Origin of the sequence: Pseudomonas sp. LAMO17WK12:I1 (assembly GCF_900177315.1) — a bacterium.
In the GTDB taxonomy this organism is placed as follows: Bacteria; Pseudomonadota; Gammaproteobacteria; order Pseudomonadales; family Pseudomonadaceae; genus Aquipseudomonas; species Aquipseudomonas marginalis.
This window is the reverse complement of the sequence record NZ_FWZV01000026.1, coordinates 43,426-61,168: the sequence shown is the minus strand read 5'-3', so window position 1 is coordinate 61,168 and position 17,743 is coordinate 43,426. Positions and strand designations below refer to the sequence as shown.

Below are 17,743 nucleotides of genomic sequence, written 5' to 3'. Positions count from 1 at the left end.
AATATCCGGCAGAAATGAAAGTTCGAAGCGTCAGGCAGGACGGATCGATCAAGTGGAACGGCAAGTTGGTATTTATCAGCGAGGCGCTGTCCGGGGAAAGGATAGGGCTCAAAGAAGCTGAAGATGATGCTTGGGATTTGTACCTGTGTGATTATCCCTTGGGGAGGCTTGGACGAGGTATGACCCGCGTCCAGGCCTCAAATGTGTAAACGATGTCCCCGGTTTCAGATGTAAACGATGTCTACGGTTCTACACCTCCCACATTCGTTCTCTGTGTAATTCAGGATTTAAGCTGGCTGGTCCAGTGCCAATTCAACCCCCAGCTGGCGGGACAGGCACGGCCAGCGCTTCCACGCGGCTTCCGTTGCCGGGCTTTTCAGCTGTTCGCGATATGCTTCGACAGACTCCAGTGCAAAGCTGTCTTCGTTGAGCATTTCATCCACCGCATGATGAACGGCTTCATCCAGCTGGTTGGCGAATGCTTCGCCGATCAACTGATGGGCAATCACGTTGGCCACGGTGGTATCTGCCGGAATCAGTGGCTGGCCAAAGTGTTTGATGTACAAATCGTTGACCTCTTCCACCAGGCGATGGGCCAGGTAAGCCTCGTCCAGCAGACCGTCGAGCCCTTCATGGCCGGCCAGGATGGCGGGGGGCTGCAGGAAGAAATGCTCGGCGATTTTCAGCACTGGCTTGATCTGGCTTTCGATACCGGCCTCGCGGGCCACGTCGTTGGCGGCGTCCAGCAGGTCCGGTACCAGATCGATGTAGGCCGTGACGAAGCGGGTCATGACAATGTTGCGATCGCCATCAGCCAGGGAAATGGCCGAATGCAGGTGCGGCAATTGCTCTTCCAGCTGCTTGGCCAACTGGCCAGTGCTGGATTCGTGTTGATGGGCACGGGAAATCTGCTCGCGCAATGCGGCGGTGTTCATGAAGGCTCCAGTGAAGCAGGCGTAGGAATAGGGACAGCATAAGGTAGCTCGTTTATACGAGCGCCTAAGACGCATTTGTCATAATTATTTCATGGTTATGCACAGGCGTTATATCGAATTGCCATCGTTGGTCGGATAAACGATTCCGCACCCGGTTTTATTAGGCCTGGCCACTCATTTTTGCTCATTTGCCCCTACACATTGCGGGGTTGCAGAGCGTGTCTATACTCGGGTTTGTACGCGATTAGCTGATGACGCCAGACTGCATAAGCAGGTAAGGCTAAGCGGTTGTAAGCAGTATGGAAGCCGCTCCCTTCGACGCAGGTGCAAACCGGCGGGATAACAAGAACGATAAGGGGAACCCGCAATGACGCGACATCCACATGTTTGGATGGGCCTCCTGTTGTGGTCGGTATTCGGCCAGGCGCACGCCGCCTGGACAACGAATATGGCGCCAGGGGCAACTGAAGTCAGTCACGCTGTGTTCGACCTGCACATGACCATTTTCTGGATCTGTGTAGTGATCGGCATTGTCGTTTTTGGCGCGATGTTCTGGTCGATGATCCTTCATCGCCGCTCTACGGGCCAGGTCGCGGCCAAATTCCACGAAAGCACCACCGTGGAAATCCTCTGGACCGTGGTGCCCTTGCTGATCCTGGTCGCGATGGCCATTCCGGCGACCAAGACCTTGATCAATATCTACGACAGTACCGAGTCGGATATCGATATCCAGGTCACCGGCTATCAGTGGAAGTGGCACTACAAATACCTGGGCCAGGACGTGGAGTTCTTCAGCAACCTGGCCACGCCCGCCGAGCAGATCCATAACCAGGCCACCAAGGGCGAACATTACCTGCTGGAAGTCGACCAGCCGCTGGTGCTGCCGGTGGGCGCCAAGGTGCGCTTCCTGGTGACCGCCGCCGACGTGATCCACTCCTGGTGGGTGCCGGCCTTTGCGGTCAAGCGTGACGCCATCCCGGGGTTCGTCAACGAGGCCTGGACCCGCGTCGAGAAGCCCGGCATCTACCGTGGCCAGTGCGCCGAACTGTGCGGCAAGGACCACGGTTTCATGCCCATCGTGGTCGAGGTCAAGTCCAAGGCCGACTACGACACCTGGCTCGGCGAGCGCAAGGCAGAGGCCGCCAAGCTCAAGGAGCTGACCTCCAAGGAGTGGACGCTGGAAGAGCTGGTGGCCCGTGGCGACAAGGTCTACCACACCACCTGCGTGGCCTGTCACCAGGCCGAAGGCCAGGGCCTGCCACCGATGTTCCCGGCGCTCAAGGGTTCGAAGATTGCCACCGGGCCTAAGGAAGCCCACCTGAATCTTGTCTATCACGGCAAGGCCGGTACGGCGATGGCGGCTTTCGGCAAGCAGCTCTCGGAAGTGGATATCGCCGCCGTGGTGACCTACGAGCGCAACGCCTGGGGTAACAACAAAGGCGACATGGTCATGCCTAAAGACGTGCTGGCCATCAAGCAGGCGGAAAGCAAATGACTTCATTCATTGCGTATGCCCCGAACCGCCCCGCCCACTCGCTTGCAGGAGAACGGCCATGAGCGCTGTGATCGATGACCATGGCCACGCCGGTGACCATGCCCACGGCCCCGCCAAGGGTTTGATGCGCTGGGTGCTGACCACCAACCATAAGGACATCGGCACGATGTACCTGTGGTTCGCGTTCACCATGTTCCTGCTCGGCGGCTCGTTCGCCATGGTGATCCGTGCCGAGCTGTTCCAGCCTGGCCTGCAGATCGTCGAGCCGGCGTTTTTCAACCAGATGACCACCATGCACGGCCTGATCATGGTGTTCGGTGCGGTAATGCCGGCGTTTGTCGGCCTGGCCAACTGGATGATTCCGCTGATGATCGGCGCGCCGGACATGGCCTTGCCGCGCATGAACAACTTCAGCTTCTGGCTGCTGCCGGCGGCGTTCCTGCTGCTGGTCTCGACCCTGTTCACGCCCGGTGGCGGGCCGAACTTCGGCTGGACGTTCTACGCCCCGCTCTCCACCACCTACGCGCCGGAAAGCGTGACGTTCTTCATCTTCGCCATCCACTTGATGGGCATCAGCTCGATCATGGGTGCGATCAACGTGGTTGCCACCATCCTCAACCTGCGTGCACCCGGCATGACCTTGATGAAGATGCCGCTGTTCGTCTGGACCTGGCTGATCACCGCATTCCTGCTGATCGCGGTGATGCCGGTGCTGGCCGGCTGCGTGACCATGATGCTGATGGACATCCACTTCGGTACCAGCTTCTTCAGTGCGGCCGGTGGCGGTGATCCGGTGCTGTTCCAGCATGTGTTCTGGTTCTTCGGCCACCCCGAGGTGTACATCATGATCCTGCCGGCGTTTGGCGCCGTCAGTTCGATTATCCCGACCTTCTCGCGCAAGCCATTGTTCGGCTACACGTCGATGGTCTACGCCACGGCGAGCATCGCGTTCCTCTCGTTTATCGTGTGGGCGCACCATATGTTCGTGGTGGGCATTCCGTTGGTCGGCGAGTTGTTCTTCATGTACGCCACGTTGCTGATTGCGGTGCCCACCGGCGTGAAGGTGTTCAACTGGGTCAGTACCATGTGGCAAGGCTCGCTGACCTTCGAGACGCCGATGCTGTTTGCCGTGGCCTTCGTGATCCTGTTCACCATCGGCGGCTTCTCCGGATTGATGCTGGCGATTGCCCCGGCGGACTTCCAGTACCACGACACCTACTTTGTGGTGGCGCACTTCCATTACGTACTGGTGCCCGGTGCGATCTTCGGCATCTTCGCCTCGGCCTACTACTGGCTGCCGAAATGGACCGGCCACATGTACGACGAAACCCTGGGCAAGCTGCATTTCTGGCTGTCTTTCGTGGGCATGAACATGGCGTTCTTCCCGATGCACTTCGTGGGGCTGGCCGGCATGCCGCGCCGGGTACCGGACTACAACCTGCAGTTCGCCGACTTCAATATGGTCTCGTCGATTGGCGCGTTCATGTTTGGCGCCACGCAGATCTTCTTCCTGTTTATCGTGATCAAGTGCATCCGTGGCGGCCCGCCCGCGCCGGCCAAGCCGTGGGATGGCGCCGAAGGCCTGGAGTGGAGCGTGCCCTCGCCCGCGCCGTACCACACCTTCACCACGCCACCGGAGGTCAAATGAACAGGGTAAGCGGAGGTGGTCATGGCTGACTCCGTGCCTCTCAAGCGCCTGGTTGCCCGCCTGCTGATCCTGGTGGTGGCGATGTTCGCCTTCGGCTTTGCCCTGGTGCCGATCTACGACGTGATGTGCAAGGCATTCGGCATCAACGGCAAGACGGCCGGGCAGTACGAAGGCGAGCAGGTCGTCGACCTCACGCGCCAGGTACGGGTGCAGTTCCTGTCCACCAATGCCATCGACATGGTCTGGGAGTTTCACTCCAAGGCTGATGAGGTGGTGGTCAACCCCGGTGCCGTCACCGAGATGCTGTTCGTGGCCTACAACCCTACTGACAAGCCGATGACCGCCCAGGCGGTGCCGAGCATTTCCCCCGCCGAAGCGGCGATGTATTTCCACAAGACCGAATGCTTTTGCTTCACCCAGCAAGTGCTGCAGCCGGGCCAGCGCATCGAGATGCCGGTGCGTTTTATTGTCGACCGTGACATGCCCAAGGATGTGAAGCATTTGACCCTGGCGTACACGCTGTTTGATATCACTGCGCGCCAACCGCCCGTGGCTGTTCGTACCGGCGGCTAGCTACTGTTTGCCCGCTCAATCAGGAGAGCGAATACATGTCGACTCATGATACGTACTACGTACCAGCGCAAAGCAAATGGCCGATAATTGCCACGATTGGCATGCTGGTCACCGTGTATGGCCTGGCCGTGTGGTTCAACGACCTGAAGGCGGCACGCCCGGAATCCCACGGGCCGTGGATCTTTTTCGTCGGAGGGCTGTTGTTGGCCTACATGCTGTTTGGCTGGTTCGGAGCGGTGATCAAGGAAAGCCGCGCCGGTTTGTACAGCGCCCAGATGGACCGCTCGTTTCGCTGGGGCATGACCTGGTTCATTTTTTCCGAGGTGATGTTCTTTATCGCGTTCTTCGGTGCGCTGTTCTACGTGCGCCACTTGTCCGGCCCCGCGTTGGCCGGCGAAGGCCCCAAAGGCATTGCGCACATGCTGTGGCCGAACTTCGAGTTTGCCTGGCCGTTGCTCAACAACCCGGACCCGAAACTTTATCCCGCGCCGGAGGGCACCATCAGCCCGTGGGGCTTGCCGTTGGTCAACACCATCCTGCTGGTGAGTTCCAGCGTGACCATCACCATTGCCCACCACGCCTTGCGCAAGGGGCATCGCGGCGCGCTGAAGATCTGGCTGGCGATCACCGTCTTGCTGGGCCTGGCATTCCTCGGGTTCCAGGCCGAGGAATACATCCATGCCTATAAAGAACTGGGCCTGACCTTGGGTTCGGGGGTATACGGCGCGACGTTCTTTATGCTCACGGGCTTCCACGGTGCCCACGTGACCATCGGCACCATCATTTTGTTTGTGATGCTTATGCGCATCCTGCGCGGGCATTTCAATGCCGAGCATCAGTTCGGTTTCGAGGCGGCCAGTTGGTATTGGCACTTCGTGGATGTGGTGTGGATCGGGCTGTTTTTCTTCGTCTACGTGCTGTGAGGCGACTTACCAGGGCGCATGAGATACCAGCTGGCCGCTGAAAAATCCCCAGGCGATCAACGCCACGGTGATCACGGCCAGTACCACACGCACGGTCAAGGCCGTGACGAGGCGGTTGGAGTTGCCCTCGTCCTTGACCAGGAAGAACAGGCCACTGAACAGGCTCACGACGGTCGCGATCAGCATCAGGGCAATGGCTGCTTTGAGCATGGTCTGGTTCCTGGCGTTGGTGGGCATCAAGGGGATGGGCGGGCAATGAAAACAAGTATAGCCAGCGCCATGAAACGCTTTCGTCCAGGTATCGCACCGACCGTGGTGGTGGTGATTCTGCTGCCTTTGATGGTGGGCTTGGGCGTCTGGCAGCTGTCGCGCGGCCATGAGAAGCAGTTGCTGGTGGACAGCTATGCCGAACGCCGCGCCGCTGAGCCGATCAGCAGTGCGCAACTCGGGGATATGGCGGACCCGGCCTTTCGCCGCGTGCATCTGCGCGGGCAATTCGATGCCGAGCACAGCGTATTGCTGGATAACCGCATGCGCGACGGCAGGGCGGGTGTCGAGCTGTTGCAACCTTTTCATGACCAGGCCAGCGGCCTGTGGCTATTGCTTAATCGGGGCTGGTTGCCGTGGCCGGATCGGCGCACCCCGCCCGTCTTCACTACTCCGGCTCAGCCTTTGAATCTCGACGCCTGGGTGTATGTCGCGCCCGGCGAAACCTTCCAGCTGCATGCGGACCCTGCCACTGCGCAATGGCCGCGCCTGTTGACCGCGCTGCACCCCGCCGCGCTGTGGGCTGAGCTGGGCCGCAACGGTTTTGCCTATGAACTGCGTACCGAAGCCGGCCCCGGCACGTACGAAACCACCTGGCCCATCGTTGCGATGGGGCCGGAAAAACACCTGGCCTACGCGGTGCAGTGGTTCGCCATGTCCCTGGCGCTACTGGCTCTTTACCTCTACCTCGGATGGCACACCACGAAGGAGAAGCCCCATGGGAACGGCCACGAATCCACTCAACATGTCTGAGGTGCCTGATCGGCGCAAAGGCCGCTGGCAGCTGATGCTGATCCTGCTGATGGTGATCGGTCCGATGGTGCTGGCCACCTTCATGTACAAACTGCAGTTCTGGGTGCCGGACAGTCGCAGCTACCACGGAGAAATGATCGGTAACGGTCAGACCCGCGCCGATATTGGCGTGCAGGCCGATGAACAGCGCTGGCAGTTGCTGGTCACCGCGCCTGCCGCCTGCGCCGCCGATTGCCAGCAACTGGTGTACCTCGCGCGCCAGTTGCAGATCGGCCTGGGGCGCGACGCTTCACGCGCCAGCCATGCCTTGGCCAGTGCGCAACCGGTCGCTGCCGACTATGACACCAAGCTCAAGGCCGAATACCCGCAATTGCAGCGCTACTCACTGGACCTCTCGACCTTCACCAAAAACGCCGCCGCACCGGGCGCTGCGCAACTGTGGATCGTCGACCCCCACGGCAACCTGGTGCTGCGCTACGACGCCAAGGTCAAGGGCAAGGACTTGCTCAATGACCTGCGCCACCTGTTGAAACTGTCGAACATCGGATAAGGGCATCGTCATGGCCAAACCTGGATTTCGCCTCGCGTTGTTTGCCACTCTGCTGGCGTTGATCGTCGTGCTGCTTGGCGCCTACACCCGCCTGACCCACGCCGGCCTCGGTTGCCCGGACTGGCCGGGCTGCTACGGGTTTATCAGCGTGCCGCAAAGCGAGGCCCAGCTGGCCCATGCCGAATTGCATTTTCCCGATACGCCCGTGGAGGCTGAAAAGGGCTGGGCGGAGATGACCCATCGCTATTTCGCCGGCACCCTGGGCCTGTTGATTGTGCTGTTGGCGGCGCGTTCGTGGAGCCATCGGCGTGATCCGGGCCAGCCAGTGAAACTGCCGTTGTTTCTGTTGATGGTGGTGTTCGCCCAGGCCGCGTTTGGCATGTGGACGGTGACCTTGAAGCTGTGGCCCCAGGTGGTGACGGGGCATTTGTTGGGCGGCTTTGCGACCTTGAGCCTGCTGTTTCTGCTGACCCTGCGCTTGTCTGGGGTGTTGCCCGCGTTGATCGTGCCCAGGCGCCTGCAATATTGGGCCACGGCCGGCCTGGTGCTGGTGATCGGCCAGATCGCCTTGGGCGGCTGGGTCAGTTCCAACTACGCGGCGGTGGCCTGTATCGATTTGCCCACCTGCCACGGCCAGTGGTGGCCTGCGGCGGACTTCGCCAACGGCTTTCACCTGACCCAGCACATCGGCCCCAATTACCTTGGCGGCCAACTCGACAGCGACGCGCGCACCGCTATCCACCTGACCCACCGCATCGGTGCGGTGCTGGTCACCCTGGTGCTTGCGGGGCTGGCCTGGCAGCTGCGTGCGGTGGGTATGACGCGGCTCGCGGGCCTGCTGTTGATTGCCCTGGCGGTACAAATCAGCCTGGGCCTGAGCAACGTGTATTTCCACCTGCCACTGCCGGTTGCGGTCGGCCATAACGCCGGCGGTGCGGCGCTGTTATTGACCCTGGTGCTGGTCAATTACCACGCCCGCACCAGTCTGGTCCGGGTGCGTCACCAGTTGCCGTTCGGCTGGCGCTTCAGCCCGCGCAAACACGTATCGGGCCTCATCACCCTTAAAGGAGAGATGCCATGGCGACCTTGATCGGCGCGCGCCACAGCCAGGCGATCTGGCGCGATTACCTGGAGCTGACCAAGCCGAAAGTGGTGGTGCTGATGCTCATCACCTCCCTGGTCGGCATGTTCCTCGCGACCCGCGCCGGTGTGCCGTGGGCGGTACTGATTTTCGGCAACCTGGGAATAGCCCTGTGTGCCGGTGGTGCGGCGGCGGTGAACCATGTGGTGGACCGACGGATTGATGCAGTGATGGCTCGCACCCATAAGCGGCCGTTGGCGGAGGGACGTGTGTCGCCGGTGGCGGCGCTGGCCTTTGCTTTGTTTCTAGCCGTTGCAGGATTGGCCTTGTTGCTGGCGTTTACCAACCCTCTGGCGGCATGGCTGACGCTGGCTTCGCTGCTCGGTTACGCGGTGGTCTACACCGGTTTTCTCAAGCGGGCGACGCCACAAAATATTGTTATCGGAGGCCTGGCCGGTGCCGCGCCACCGCTGTTGGGTTGGGTCGCCGTTACCGGCCATGTCAGCGCCGAGCCCTTGTTGCTGGTGCTGATCATCTTCGCCTGGACGCCGCCGCACTTCTGGGCCCTGGCCATTCACCGCAAGGAGGAATACGCCAAGGCCGATATCCCGATGCTGCCTGTCACTCACGGCGAGCACTACACCAAGGTGCATATCCTGCTCTATACCTTCGCCCTGTTGGCGGTGAGCCTGATGCCCTATGTGATCCACATGAGCGGCCCGCTCTACCTGGCCTGTGCGCTGGTTTTGGGCGGACGCTTTCTGCAATGGGCCTGGGTGCTGTACCGTGGCGCTCAGCCGCACGCGGCGATCAACACCTTCAAGTACTCTATCTGGTACCTGTTCCTGCTGTTTATCGCCCTGCTCGTAGACCACTACTTACTGTTGAACCTATGACTCGAACTCAAAAAACCGTCTTTATCCTGGTGGCCATCGTCGCGTTGATCATGGGCCTGACCGTTAACAAAGTGCTCTCGGGCAAGGGCCAGGGCGACCCTACGGCATTGATTGATGCCGGTATCATCCTGCTGCCGCAAAGCCGCCAGCTGCCGTCGGTGAGCATGACCAACCAGGAAGGCCAGCCGGTGCTGGTCAACGAGTTGAAAGGCAAGTGGAGCCTGCTGTTCTTCGGCTACACCTTCTGCCCCGACATCTGCCCGACCACCCTCGCCCAACTGCGCCAGATCAAGAGCGAGTTGCCTAAGGAGGCTGTGGATAAGTTGCAGGTAATCCTGGTCAGCGTCGACCCGAACCGCGACACCCCGACCCAGCTCAAGCAGTACCTGGGCTACTTCGACCCGCAATTCCAAGGCCTCACCGGTGCGAACGTAGAGGATGTGCAGAAGGTTTCGAATGCCGTGAGCATCCCGTTCATCCCGGCAGACACCAACAAGCCCAACTACACCGTCGACCACAGCGGCAACCTCGCGCTGATCGGTCCGGATGGTACCCAGCGCGGCTTTATCCGTGCGCCGTTGAACAACCAGAAGCTGGTGGCGCAACTGCCGGGGCTGTTGCAGCGCAAGTAACAGGCAATGCACAACACATGTGGGAGGGGGCTTGCCCCGATGGCGGCAGATCAGTCAGCTCATGCAGCGACTGATACTCCGCAATCGGGGGCAAGCCCCCTCCCACATTTTTTGATCTCCAGCGTGTTGGAGACCGAGTCGGATCAGAACGCCGGCAGGATCGCGCCTTTGTACTTCTCTTGGATGAATTGCTTCACCTCAGGGGTGTGCAGGGCTGCAATCAGCTTTTTCATCGCGTCCGAATCCTGGTTGTCTTCGCGGCTCACGAGGATGTTCACGTAAGGCGAGTCATTGCCTTCGATCACCAGGGCGTCCTTGGACGGGTCCAGCTTGGCTTCCAGCGCATAGTTGGTGTTGATCAGCGCCAGGTCGACCTGGGTCAGCACGCGCGGCAGGGTGGCGGCTTCCAGTTCGCGGAATTTCAGGTTTTTCGGGTTTGCGGTGATGTCCTTGATGGTCGACAGGATATTGGTCGGGTCCTTCAGGGTGATCAGGTTGTGCTTGGCCAGTAGCAACAGCGCGCGGCCACCGTTGGTGGCGTCGTTCGGGATCACCACGTTGGCGCCGTCAGGCAGGTCTTCCAGTTTTTTGTACTTGCTGGAGTAAGCGCCAAGAGGCTCCAGGTGCACAGCGCCGACGCTCACCAGGTGAGTGCCTTTGGCTTTGTTGAATTCATCCAGGTATGGCTGGTGCTGGAAGAAGTTCGCATCCAGGCGCTTTTCCGCTACCTGGACGTTGGGCTGTACGTAATCGGTGAAGACTTTGACTTGCAGGTCCACGCCTTCTTTGGCGAGGGCAGGCTTCACGAATTCCAGGATTTCCGCGTGGGGCACCGGCGAGGCAGCGACTTTCAGGGTCTCGGCGGCGTGGGCGGAAAACGCGGCAACGGCGGCGAAAGCAACCAGTAGTTTTTTCATCCAACAAGCTCCTTGTTCGGGCATGTGCCGGCTTTTGACCGGCAATGGCCGTTATTTTCGAGAAAAGTGCACCACCAGCTTGTCGCCGACGGTTTGCAGAATTTGCACCAGGATCAACAGCATTACCACGGTGACCACCATCACGTCGGTCTGGAAGCGCTGGTAACCGAACCGGATCGCCAGGTCACCCAGGCCGCCGGCGCCGACAACACCGGCCATGGCCGTGTAGGACACGAGGGTAATCGCCGTCACCGTTATCGCCGCGAAGACGCCGGGGCGTGCTTCGGGCAGCAGCGCGTTGATGATGATCTGGCGGGTGCTGGCGCCCATGGACTGGGTGGCCTCGATGATGCCGCGGTCCACTTCACGCAAGGCGGTTTCCACCAGGCGCGCGAAGAATGGCGTGGCCCCTACGACCAGCGGCGGGATCGCCCCCGCTACGCCCAGGGAGGTACCGGTGATCAGCACAGTGAACGGGATCATCACGATCAGCAGGATGATGAACGGCAGCGAGCGCAGGATGTTCACGATCAGCGACAGCAGCGCGTACAGGCCTTTTTGCTCGAACAGCTGGCGTGGGCTGGTCAGGAACAGCAGCACGCCCAAAGGCAGGCCCAATACCACGGTGAAGAACAGCGAACCGAACAGCATGATCATGGTGTCGCCGGTGGCGAGCCAGATTTCGGACCAGTCGATATTGGCGAAGAAACTCAAGAAAACGTCCATCAGCGCAGCACCTCCATGTGGACGTCTGCGGCGGTAAAGCGGGCAAAGGCCGCTTCCATGTCACCGCCGGTGACCGCAAGGGTCAGTTGCCCGTAGGGGATGTCTTTGATGCGGTCGATGCGGCCGGCGAGGATGCTGTAGTCCACCCCCGTTTCCCGGGCGACGGTGCCCAGCAGTGGCGCGTAGGTCGCTTCGCCCTGGAACGTCAGCCGTACGATGCGACCCGGTACATGGGCGAAGTCATCGCGCTGCTCGCCTTCATCGACCTGCTCGGCTTCCTGCACGAAGCGCTTGGTGGTCGGGTGCTTGGGGTGCAGGAACACGTCGGCCACCGAGCCTTGCTCGACGATCACGCCGGCATCCATCACGGCGACTTGGTCGCATACGCGGCGGATCACATCCATTTCATGGGTGATCAGCACGATGGTCAGTTTCAACTCGCGATTGATCTCGGCCAGCAGTTGCAGGACCGAGGCGGTGGTTTGCGGGTCGAGGGCGCTGGTGGCCTCGTCGCACAACAGGATTTTCGGCTTGGTCGCCAGGGCGCGGGCAATGCCGACGCGTTGCTTCTGGCCACCGGACAACTGCGCCGGGTACTTCCTGGCGTGGTCCGACAGGCCGACGCGGGCGAGTAGCTCGGCGACGCGTTGGTCGATGTCCTTGCGCGACAATTCGCCGGCCAGGGTCAGTGGCAGGGCCACGTTGTCGGCAACGGTCTTGGACGCCAGCAGGTTGAAGTGCTGGAAGATCATCCCGACCTGCTGGCGGAAACGGCGCAGGCCGTTGGCGTCCAGGGCGGTGACTTCTTCGCCGTCCACCGTGATCTGGCCGCCACTGGGTTCTTCCAGGCGGTTGATCAGGCGCAGCAGCGTGCTTTTACCTGCACCCGAGTGGCCGATCAGGCCAAACACCTGGCCGTTTTCGACGCGCAGGCTGGTGGGGTACAGCGCGGGAATATCCTTACCGGCGACGCGGTAGGTTTTATGGACGTTTTGAAACTCGATCACGTAGCGAACCTTGTGGGGCGCATTGAAAAGGGATCAGCGGTTAGCCGGGCGCGCATTTTAGCCTGTCCGTATAGCGTTTCTTAGCATTTATTTCGCATTCAACCAGTGATTTGGCAATAACGCGATCAAAGGTCATAAAAAAGGAACGGCAGAAAACCGTGTCAGTCACTACTTAAGCAACTCGATTTCCCAGGTGCCGTGCCTGGGGTTTTGCTCAAACGAGCCGGGGACCGCTCTGGCCACTTTGAATAAGGAGTTTTGACTGATGAGTACCAAGAAGCCAGCCACCCCGTCGAAGAGTGAACTTGCAGGCACCGACACCCTGGACCGTGGCAACACCAACGCCAAGCTGCAGGCTCTGGAGGAATTCCGTTCCGATGCGACCGGCCAGGCCCTGCGTACCAACCAAGGCGTGAAGATCTCCGACAACCAGAACACCTTGAAAGTCGGTGCCCGCGGCCCCTCGCTGCTGGAAGACTTCATCATGCGTGAAAAAATCACGCACTTTGACCATGAGCGTATCCCCGAGCGCATCGTGCATGCCCGGGGCACCGGCGCCCATGGCTATTTCCAGACCTATGAAAACCATTCCGCGCTGAGCAAGGCAGGTTTCCTGCGTAACCCCGAGCATAAAACCCCGGTGTTCGTGCGTTTCTCCACCGTGCAGGGCCCGCGTGGTTCGGGCGATACGGTGCGTGACGTGCGCGGTTTTGCGGTGAAGTTCTTCACCGACGAGGGCAACTTCGACCTGGTCGGCAACAACATGCCGGTGTTTTTCATTCAGGATGCGATCAAGTTTCCCGACTTTGTGCATGCGGTAAAACCTGAGCCGCACAACGAAATTCCTACCGGCGGCTCGGCCCACGATACATTCTGGGATTTTGTTTCGTTGCAGCCGGAGTCGGCGCACATGGTGATCTGGGCGATGTCTGACCGTGCCATTCCAAAAAGCCTGCGTGCCATGCAGGGGTTTGGCATCCACACCTTCCGCTTGATCAATACCGAAGGTAAGTCGAGCTTTGTGAAGTTCCACTGGCACCCGAAGGTCGGCACCTGCTCCCTGGTGTGGGACGAAGCGCAAAAGCTTGCCGGTAAAGATACCGATTACCACCGTCGTGACCTGTGGGAGGCGATTGAAAGCGGCGACTACCCTGAGTGGGAGTTGGGTGTGCAGATCGTTGCGGAAGAAGACGAGCATAAGTTCGACTTTGACCTGCTCGATCCGACCAAGATCATCCCCGAGGAACTGGTGCCGATCACACCGCTGGGCAAGATGGTGCTGAACCGCAACCCGGATAACTTCTTTGCCGAAGTCGAGCAGGTCGCGTTTTGCCCGGGCCACATCGTGCCGGGTATCGACTTCACCAACGACCCGTTGCTGCAAGGTCGTCTGTTTTCCTACACGGATACGCAGATCAGCCGTCTCGGTGGGCCGAACTTCCATGAGCTGCCGATCAACCGGCCGGTAGTACCTTTCCACAACGGCCAGCGCGACGCCCAGCATCGCACCGTGATCGACAAGGGCCGTGCTGCTTACGAGCCGAACTCGATCGATGGCGGCTGGCCGAAAGAAACGCCACCGGCTGCCCAGGATGGCGGTTTCGAAACCTATTACGAGCGCGTCGATGCCAATAAGGTACGTGAGCGCAGTGAGTCATTTGGCGACCACTTCTCCCAGGCCGCGCTGTTTTTCCACAGCATGAGCCACCATGAGAAAGAGCACATTATCGCGGCCTACAGCTTCGAGTTGGGCAAGGTGGAGCGTGAGTTTATCCGCGCGCGGCAGGTCAACGAGATTCTGGCCAATATCGATCTGGAACTGGCCAAGCGCGTGGCACAGAACCTTGGTCTGCCGGCGCCGACCAAAGGCACGGTAGCGCCGCGTGAGTCTTCGCTGAAAGAGTCGCCGGCATTGAGCCAGGTGAACCTGCTGTCCGGCGATATCAAGACGCGCAAAGTCGCGATTCTCGCGGCTGACGGTGTGGATGGCGCGGCTATCGATGCGCTGAAAAAAGCCCTGGCGGCAGAAGGTGCCCATGCCAAGTTGCTGGGGCCGACCTCGGCGCCGGTGAAGACGGCCGATGGCAAGAGCCTGCCGGTGGATGCGTCGATGGAAGGCATGCCGTCGATTGCGTTTGACGCCGTGTTTATCCCGGGCGGAAAAGAGTCGGTGAAAGCACTGAGCGGTGATGGTGTGGCGCTGCATTACGTTCTGGAAGCCTACAAACACCTGAAGGCGATTGCGGTTGCCAGTGACGCGAAGCCACTGCTGGATCTGCTGAAGCTGGAGACGGATGCGGGGTTGATCGTGGGGTCGGATGCTAAGGCGTTCAAGGCGTTTTTTGCCGCGATTGCACAGCATCGGGTTTGGGATCGTGAGCCGAAGGCTAAGGCGATTCCGGCTTAATTTATTGGTTGCTTGTTGGATCGCTATCGGGGGCAAGCCCCTCTCACAATTCAAATGTGAGAGGGGCTTGCCCCCGATGCGTTATTCCGCCTTGCGCGGAGTCAGCACAACCTGCGCCGGAATATGTTTCAGAATCTGCCGGTGAATCTTCAGGTCATACCCTGAATCAATACGCTTCACCCGTTTGGTCAGCAACGTGGCCAGCCACGGGTAATCCTGGGTGCGTGGCGCCTGGATCGTCACATCACACTGGTAATTCACCACATCGGTGGCAATCGCATCCAGCTGATGGCGCAGCGCTTCAATATCAGTGAGGTTCAGCGCCACGGTGGTGCTTGGCGCGGCCGGGTCGATGACCTTGGCAGCGGGCTTGGCTTCGGCGGCCTTGAGGGCCTCTTCGGCTTTATCCAGCTCGACTTTACGGGCGTGGGTGATGGCGCTGTTGACGCCACCGGTCAGCGCCGGCGCCTTGGGCATCAGCGCGCGGGCACGGCTCAGGGCGGTGGCGGCGGCGTTTACATCGCCTTTTTGCAGCACGATCTGGCTGCGCTGCAGGTAAGCCTCGGCCAATTGCCGTTGGTAGGGTTCCAGCGTCGGGTCATTGGGCGACTGGGCCTGCAGTGCGGCCAGTTGGTCTTCGGCGGTGGCCAGCTCACTGCTGGCCAGGTTTTGCTCCAGCTGCGCGATGGCCGCAGCACGCGGATCCGGGGCCTCTGGGGCGGCGGGCGGTGTGCTTTGACAGGCGCCCAGCAGCAGGGAAAACGCGGCAAGGAGCAGATAACGGGAGGTGAACAGCTTCATTCCTGCGACTCTCTATTTGCGCAAAAAGCGAGCAAGTCTACACCCCTCGACGGGGCAGGACAAAACTCAGCAGAAACAGGGCGGCCGCCGTGACTACAATCGACGGTCCGGCAGGCGTGTCCTTGAACCATGACAACGCCAGGCCCCCGCACACTGCCAGCATCCCCAACAGGCTGGCACCGATCGCCATCTGCTCCGGTGAGCGGGCGTGGCGCTGGGCGGCGGCGGCGGGAATGATCAACAGCGACGTGATCAACAATACGCCGACAATCTTCATCGCGACAGCGATCACCACGGCAATCAGCAGCATCAGGGCCATGCGCAACGCTGGTACGGGCAAACCTTCGACCCTGGCCAGTTCTTCATGCACCGTGATGGCCAGCAGTGGGCGCCACAGGGCGACCAATAGCACCAATACGGCGGCGCTGCCGCCGAGAATCCAGGCAAGATCGGTGGGGCTGATCGCCAGCAGGTCGCCGAACAGATAGGCCATCAGGTCGATGCGCACTTCATGCATAAAGCTCAGCACCACCAGGCCCAGGGACAGCGTGCTTGGCGCCAGGATGCCCAGCAGGGTGTCCGAGGCCAGTGGCTGGCGCTGTTGCAGGGTCACCAGCAGCACCGCCAGCAGCAGGCAGCCCACGGTCACGGCGATGGTCGGGCTCACATCCAGCAGGAAGCCCATGGCCACGCCCAGCAGCGCGGCGTGGGACAAGGTGTCGCCAAAGTACGCCATGCGCCGCCAGACCACGAACGAGCCCAGTGGGCCCGCCACCAGCGCCAGAGCCAAGCCTGCCAGCAGGGCGTAAAGCAGAAAATCAGCCATGCTTGCAGCTATCTCCATGAACGTGGGTGTGGGGCGTCGCGGGATCGTCTACGACAGCGCCATGCAGGTCATGGGCATGGTCGTGATGGTGGTGATAGATCGCCAGGCTCTGTGCGTTCTTGCCGAACAGTTCCACGAACGCCGGGTCGTTGCTGACTTGTTCCGGGTGGCCGGAGCAGCACACGTGGCGGTTGAGGCATACCACCTGGTCGGTGGTGCTCATCACCAAGTGCAAGTCATGGGAGACCATCAGCACGCCGCAGCCATGGCGGTCGCGCAGGCGGGTAATCAGGCTGTACAGCTCGGCCTGGCCGGCGACGTCGACGCCCTGCACGGGTTCATCCAGCACCAGCAACTCGGGCTCGCGCAACAGGGCACGGGCCAGCAGCACACGCTGCATTTCGCCGCCGGAGATGCTTTGCACCGGGCTGTCGATGACCTGCTCGGCACCGACTTCCTTGAGGGCGGCCTGCGCGCGGGCGCGGTCCACGCCGGGCACCAGGCGCAAAAACCGCAGTACGGACAAGGGCAAGGTTGGATCAACGTGCAGCTTTTGCGGCATGTAGCCCACGCGCAGCCTGGGCTTGCGCCACACGCTGCCGGTGTCGGGCTTGAGCAGGCCGAGTACGGCGCGCACCAGGGTGGTCTTGCCGGCGCCATTGGGGCCGATCAGGGTGACGATCTGCCCCGGCTCGACGCTCAACGCGATGTTGTCCAGCACGTTTTGCCCGGCAAACGTGACGCCGACCTGCTCCAGGCGAATTAACGCATTGCTCATCAAGCCCCCTGGCAGCCCGAGCACAGGCCGACCACTTCGACCGTCTGCCCTTCGACCCGGAAGCCTACGTCGGCGGAGCTCTTGATGATGGCGTCGCTGATGCTCTTTTGTTCAAGCTCGATGGCGGCGTGGCACTCGCGGCAGATCAGGAACTGGCCCTGATGCGCGTGTTCCGGGTGGTTGCAGCCGACAAAAGCGTTGAGCGAGGCAATGCGGTGCACCAGGCCGTTTTCCAGCAGGAAATCCAGCGCGCGGTACACGGTCGGCGGCGCGGCGCGGCGGCCGTCCTGCTCGCTGAGCACGCCCAGGATGTCGTAGGCACCCAGGGGCTTATGGCTCTGCCAGACGAGTTCCAGCACCCGGCGACGCAGGGCGGTCAGGCGCAAGCCTTTCTGTGCGCACAGGGTGTCGGCCTCCGACAGCGCGGTATGCACGCAGTGAGAGTGGTCGTGTGGACGGCTGGCAAGCGGTGTTTTAGGCATGAGCGGCGACAGATATTTGATAGAGACGTTATTATGTTACCCGTTC

Annotated in this window: 19 protein-coding genes and 1 pseudogene; 11 read left to right on the top strand and 9 right to left on the bottom strand. The window is 60.8% G+C overall.

Annotated features, from left to right (window positions below):
* Nucleotides 1-209: pseudogene (locus B9N88_RS32765) on the top strand (IS481 family transposase); the annotation flags it as partial.
* Nucleotides 210-287: 78 nt separating this feature from the next.
* On the opposite strand, the gene B9N88_RS31810 reads toward B9N88_RS32765, so the two are convergent.
* The gene (locus B9N88_RS31810) at nt 288-935 is read right to left on the bottom strand and encodes a hypothetical protein (protein WP_027608050.1); all 648 of its coding nucleotides are present in this window, start codon (nt 933-935) and stop codon (nt 288-290) included.
* 367 nt (nt 936-1,302) lie between these two features.
* On the opposite strand from B9N88_RS31810, the gene coxB reads away from it, so the two are divergent.
* The 4 genes from coxB to B9N88_RS31790 are packed head-to-tail and all read left to right on the top strand — an operon-like array spanning nt 1,303 to nt 5,574.
* Entirely contained in the window at nt 1,303-2,430 is a 1,128-nt protein-coding gene (coxB, locus tag B9N88_RS31805; protein WP_027608049.1) for a cytochrome c oxidase subunit II, read from the top strand.
* Nucleotides 2,431-2,488: 58 nt separating this feature from the next.
* Nucleotides 2,489-4,078 carry a cytochrome c oxidase subunit I gene (ctaD, locus tag B9N88_RS31800; protein WP_024072609.1) on the top strand — a complete coding sequence of 530 codons (1,590 nt, stop codon included), beginning with the start codon at nt 2,489-2,491 and terminating at the stop codon, nt 4,076-4,078.
* 21 nt (nt 4,079-4,099) lie between these two features.
* Nucleotides 4,100-4,651: a cytochrome c oxidase assembly protein gene (locus tag B9N88_RS31795; protein ID WP_027608048.1), complete on the top strand. Its 552-nt coding sequence runs from the start codon at nt 4,100-4,102 to the stop codon at nt 4,649-4,651.
* Between the two features lie 35 nt (nt 4,652-4,686).
* Nucleotides 4,687-5,574, top strand: a complete 888-nt coding sequence (locus B9N88_RS31790; protein WP_027608047.1) for a cytochrome c oxidase subunit 3 — start codon at nt 4,687-4,689, stop codon at nt 5,572-5,574.
* Nucleotides 5,575-5,580: 6 nt separating this feature from the next.
* Here B9N88_RS31790 and B9N88_RS31785 read toward each other — a convergent pair whose 3' ends face one another.
* A complete protein-coding gene (locus B9N88_RS31785; protein WP_016978774.1) occupies nt 5,581-5,784 on the bottom strand; it encodes a twin transmembrane helix small protein in 204 nt (67 codons plus the stop codon).
* A 45-nt stretch (nt 5,785-5,829) separates the two neighbouring features.
* Here B9N88_RS31785 and B9N88_RS31780 point away from each other — a divergent pair, with 45 nt between their 5' ends.
* From B9N88_RS31780 to B9N88_RS31760, 5 genes are read left to right on the top strand one after another with little or no spacing between them, the layout of a single operon-like run.
* A complete protein-coding gene (locus B9N88_RS31780) occupies nt 5,830-6,594 on the top strand; it encodes an SURF1 family protein (protein WP_027608046.1) in 765 nt (254 codons plus the stop codon).
* Nucleotides 6,560-7,144, top strand: a complete 585-nt coding sequence (locus B9N88_RS31775; RefSeq protein WP_027608045.1) for a hypothetical protein — start codon at nt 6,560-6,562, stop codon at nt 7,142-7,144. Before B9N88_RS31780 ends, B9N88_RS31775 begins: the two co-directional genes overlap by 35 nt.
* A gap of 10 nt (nt 7,145-7,154) precedes the next feature.
* Nucleotides 7,155-8,234 carry a COX15/CtaA family protein gene (locus B9N88_RS31770; RefSeq protein ID WP_027608044.1) on the top strand — a complete coding sequence of 360 codons (1,080 nt, stop codon included), beginning with the start codon at nt 7,155-7,157 and terminating at the stop codon, nt 8,232-8,234.
* Nucleotides 8,222-9,121, top strand: a complete 900-nt coding sequence (gene cyoE / locus B9N88_RS31765) for a heme o synthase (protein WP_027608043.1) — start codon at nt 8,222-8,224, stop codon at nt 9,119-9,121. Before B9N88_RS31770 ends, cyoE begins: the two co-directional genes overlap by 13 nt.
* Nucleotides 9,118-9,753: an SCO family protein gene (locus B9N88_RS31760; RefSeq protein ID WP_027608042.1), complete on the top strand. Its 636-nt coding sequence runs from the start codon at nt 9,118-9,120 to the stop codon at nt 9,751-9,753. Before cyoE ends, B9N88_RS31760 begins: the two co-directional genes overlap by 4 nt.
* Nucleotides 9,754-9,896: 143 nt before the next feature.
* On the opposite strand, the gene B9N88_RS31755 is transcribed toward B9N88_RS31760, so the two are convergent.
* Genes B9N88_RS31755 through B9N88_RS31745 form a run of 3 tightly spaced genes read right to left on the bottom strand, consistent with a single transcriptional unit; the run spans nt 9,897 to nt 12,403 of the window.
* Nucleotides 9,897-10,670 carry a MetQ/NlpA family ABC transporter substrate-binding protein gene (locus tag B9N88_RS31755; RefSeq protein ID WP_027608041.1) on the bottom strand — a complete coding sequence of 258 codons (774 nt, stop codon included), beginning with the start codon at nt 10,668-10,670 and terminating at the stop codon, nt 9,897-9,899.
* A 51-nt stretch (nt 10,671-10,721) separates the two neighbouring features.
* Nucleotides 10,722-11,396 carry a methionine ABC transporter permease gene (locus B9N88_RS31750; RefSeq protein ID WP_027608040.1) on the bottom strand — a complete coding sequence of 225 codons (675 nt, stop codon included), beginning with the start codon at nt 11,394-11,396 and terminating at the stop codon, nt 10,722-10,724.
* Complete coding sequence (locus B9N88_RS31745) at nt 11,396-12,403, bottom strand: methionine ABC transporter ATP-binding protein (RefSeq protein ID WP_027608039.1); 1,008 nt, start codon at nt 12,401-12,403, stop codon at nt 11,396-11,398. The genes B9N88_RS31750 and B9N88_RS31745 overlap by 1 nt, the downstream gene beginning before the upstream one ends.
* Nucleotides 12,404-12,668: 265 nt before the next feature.
* Here B9N88_RS31745 and katE point away from each other — a divergent pair, with 265 nt between their 5' ends.
* A complete protein-coding gene (gene katE, locus B9N88_RS31740; RefSeq protein ID WP_027608038.1) occupies nt 12,669-14,810 on the top strand; it encodes a catalase HPII in 2,142 nt (713 codons plus the stop codon).
* 81 nt (nt 14,811-14,891) lie between these two features.
* On the opposite strand, the gene B9N88_RS31735 is transcribed toward katE, so the two are convergent.
* From B9N88_RS31735 to zur, 4 genes are read right to left on the bottom strand one after another with little or no spacing between them, the layout of a single operon-like run.
* Nucleotides 14,892-15,611 carry a PA5502 family lipoprotein gene (locus B9N88_RS31735; protein WP_027608037.1) on the bottom strand — a complete coding sequence of 240 codons (720 nt, stop codon included), beginning with the start codon at nt 15,609-15,611 and terminating at the stop codon, nt 14,892-14,894.
* Nucleotides 15,612-15,648: 37 nt separating this feature from the next.
* Nucleotides 15,649-16,437 (bottom strand): zinc ABC transporter permease subunit ZnuB, encoded by a 789-nt coding sequence (znuB, locus tag B9N88_RS31730; protein ID WP_027608036.1) that lies wholly within the window; start codon nt 16,435-16,437, stop codon nt 15,649-15,651.
* Nucleotides 16,430-17,215: a zinc ABC transporter ATP-binding protein ZnuC gene (gene znuC / locus B9N88_RS31725; RefSeq protein ID WP_027608035.1), complete on the bottom strand. Its 786-nt coding sequence runs from the start codon at nt 17,213-17,215 to the stop codon at nt 16,430-16,432. Before znuC ends, znuB begins: the two co-directional genes overlap by 8 nt.
* Nucleotides 17,215-17,697: a zinc uptake transcriptional repressor Zur gene (zur, locus tag B9N88_RS31720; RefSeq protein WP_026136513.1), complete on the bottom strand. Its 483-nt coding sequence runs from the start codon at nt 17,695-17,697 to the stop codon at nt 17,215-17,217. The genes znuC and zur overlap by 1 nt, the downstream gene beginning before the upstream one ends.
* Between the last annotated feature and the right edge of the window lie 46 nt (nt 17,698-17,743).

Bases quoted from the DNA above. Each gene is read 5' to 3' on its own strand.
- znuC (WP_027608035.1), bottom strand. From the start codon at position 17,215: ATGAGCAATGCGTTAATTCGCCTGGAGCAGGTCGGCGTCACGTTTGCC.
- znuB (WP_027608036.1), bottom strand. From the start codon at position 16,437: ATGGCTGATTTTCTGCTTTACGCCCTGCTGGCAGGCTTGGCTCTGGCG.
- B9N88_RS31785 (WP_016978774.1), bottom strand. From the start codon at position 5,784: ATGCTCAAAGCAGCCATTGCCCTGATGCTGATCGCGACCGTCGTGAGC.
- coxB (WP_027608049.1), top strand. From the start codon at position 1,303: ATGACGCGACATCCACATGTTTGGATGGGCCTCCTGTTGTGGTCGGTA.
- B9N88_RS31735 (WP_027608037.1), bottom strand. From the start codon at position 15,611: ATGAAGCTGTTCACCTCCCGTTATCTGCTCCTTGCCGCGTTTTCCCTG.
- B9N88_RS31795 (WP_027608048.1), top strand. From the start codon at position 4,100: ATGGCTGACTCCGTGCCTCTCAAGCGCCTGGTTGCCCGCCTGCTGATC.
- ctaD (WP_024072609.1), top strand. From the start codon at position 2,489: ATGAGCGCTGTGATCGATGACCATGGCCACGCCGGTGACCATGCCCAC.
- B9N88_RS31760 (WP_027608042.1), top strand. From the start codon at position 9,118: ATGACTCGAACTCAAAAAACCGTCTTTATCCTGGTGGCCATCGTCGCG.
- B9N88_RS31810 (WP_027608050.1), bottom strand. From the start codon at position 935: ATGAACACCGCCGCATTGCGCGAGCAGATTTCCCGTGCCCATCAACAC.
- B9N88_RS31750 (WP_027608040.1), bottom strand. From the start codon at position 11,396: ATGGACGTTTTCTTGAGTTTCTTCGCCAATATCGACTGGTCCGAAATC.
- zur (WP_026136513.1), bottom strand. From the start codon at position 17,697: ATGCCTAAAACACCGCTTGCCAGCCGTCCACACGACCACTCTCACTGC.
- cyoE (WP_027608043.1), top strand. From the start codon at position 8,222: ATGGCGACCTTGATCGGCGCGCGCCACAGCCAGGCGATCTGGCGCGAT.
- katE (WP_027608038.1), top strand. From the start codon at position 12,669: ATGAGTACCAAGAAGCCAGCCACCCCGTCGAAGAGTGAACTTGCAGGC.
- B9N88_RS31790 (WP_027608047.1), top strand. From the start codon at position 4,687: ATGTCGACTCATGATACGTACTACGTACCAGCGCAAAGCAAATGGCCG.
- B9N88_RS31780 (WP_027608046.1), top strand. From the start codon at position 5,830: ATGAAAACAAGTATAGCCAGCGCCATGAAACGCTTTCGTCCAGGTATC.
- B9N88_RS31770 (WP_027608044.1), top strand. From the start codon at position 7,155: ATGGCCAAACCTGGATTTCGCCTCGCGTTGTTTGCCACTCTGCTGGCG.
- B9N88_RS31755 (WP_027608041.1), bottom strand. From the start codon at position 10,670: ATGAAAAAACTACTGGTTGCTTTCGCCGCCGTTGCCGCGTTTTCCGCC.
- B9N88_RS31775 (WP_027608045.1), top strand. From the start codon at position 6,560: ATGGGAACGGCCACGAATCCACTCAACATGTCTGAGGTGCCTGATCGG.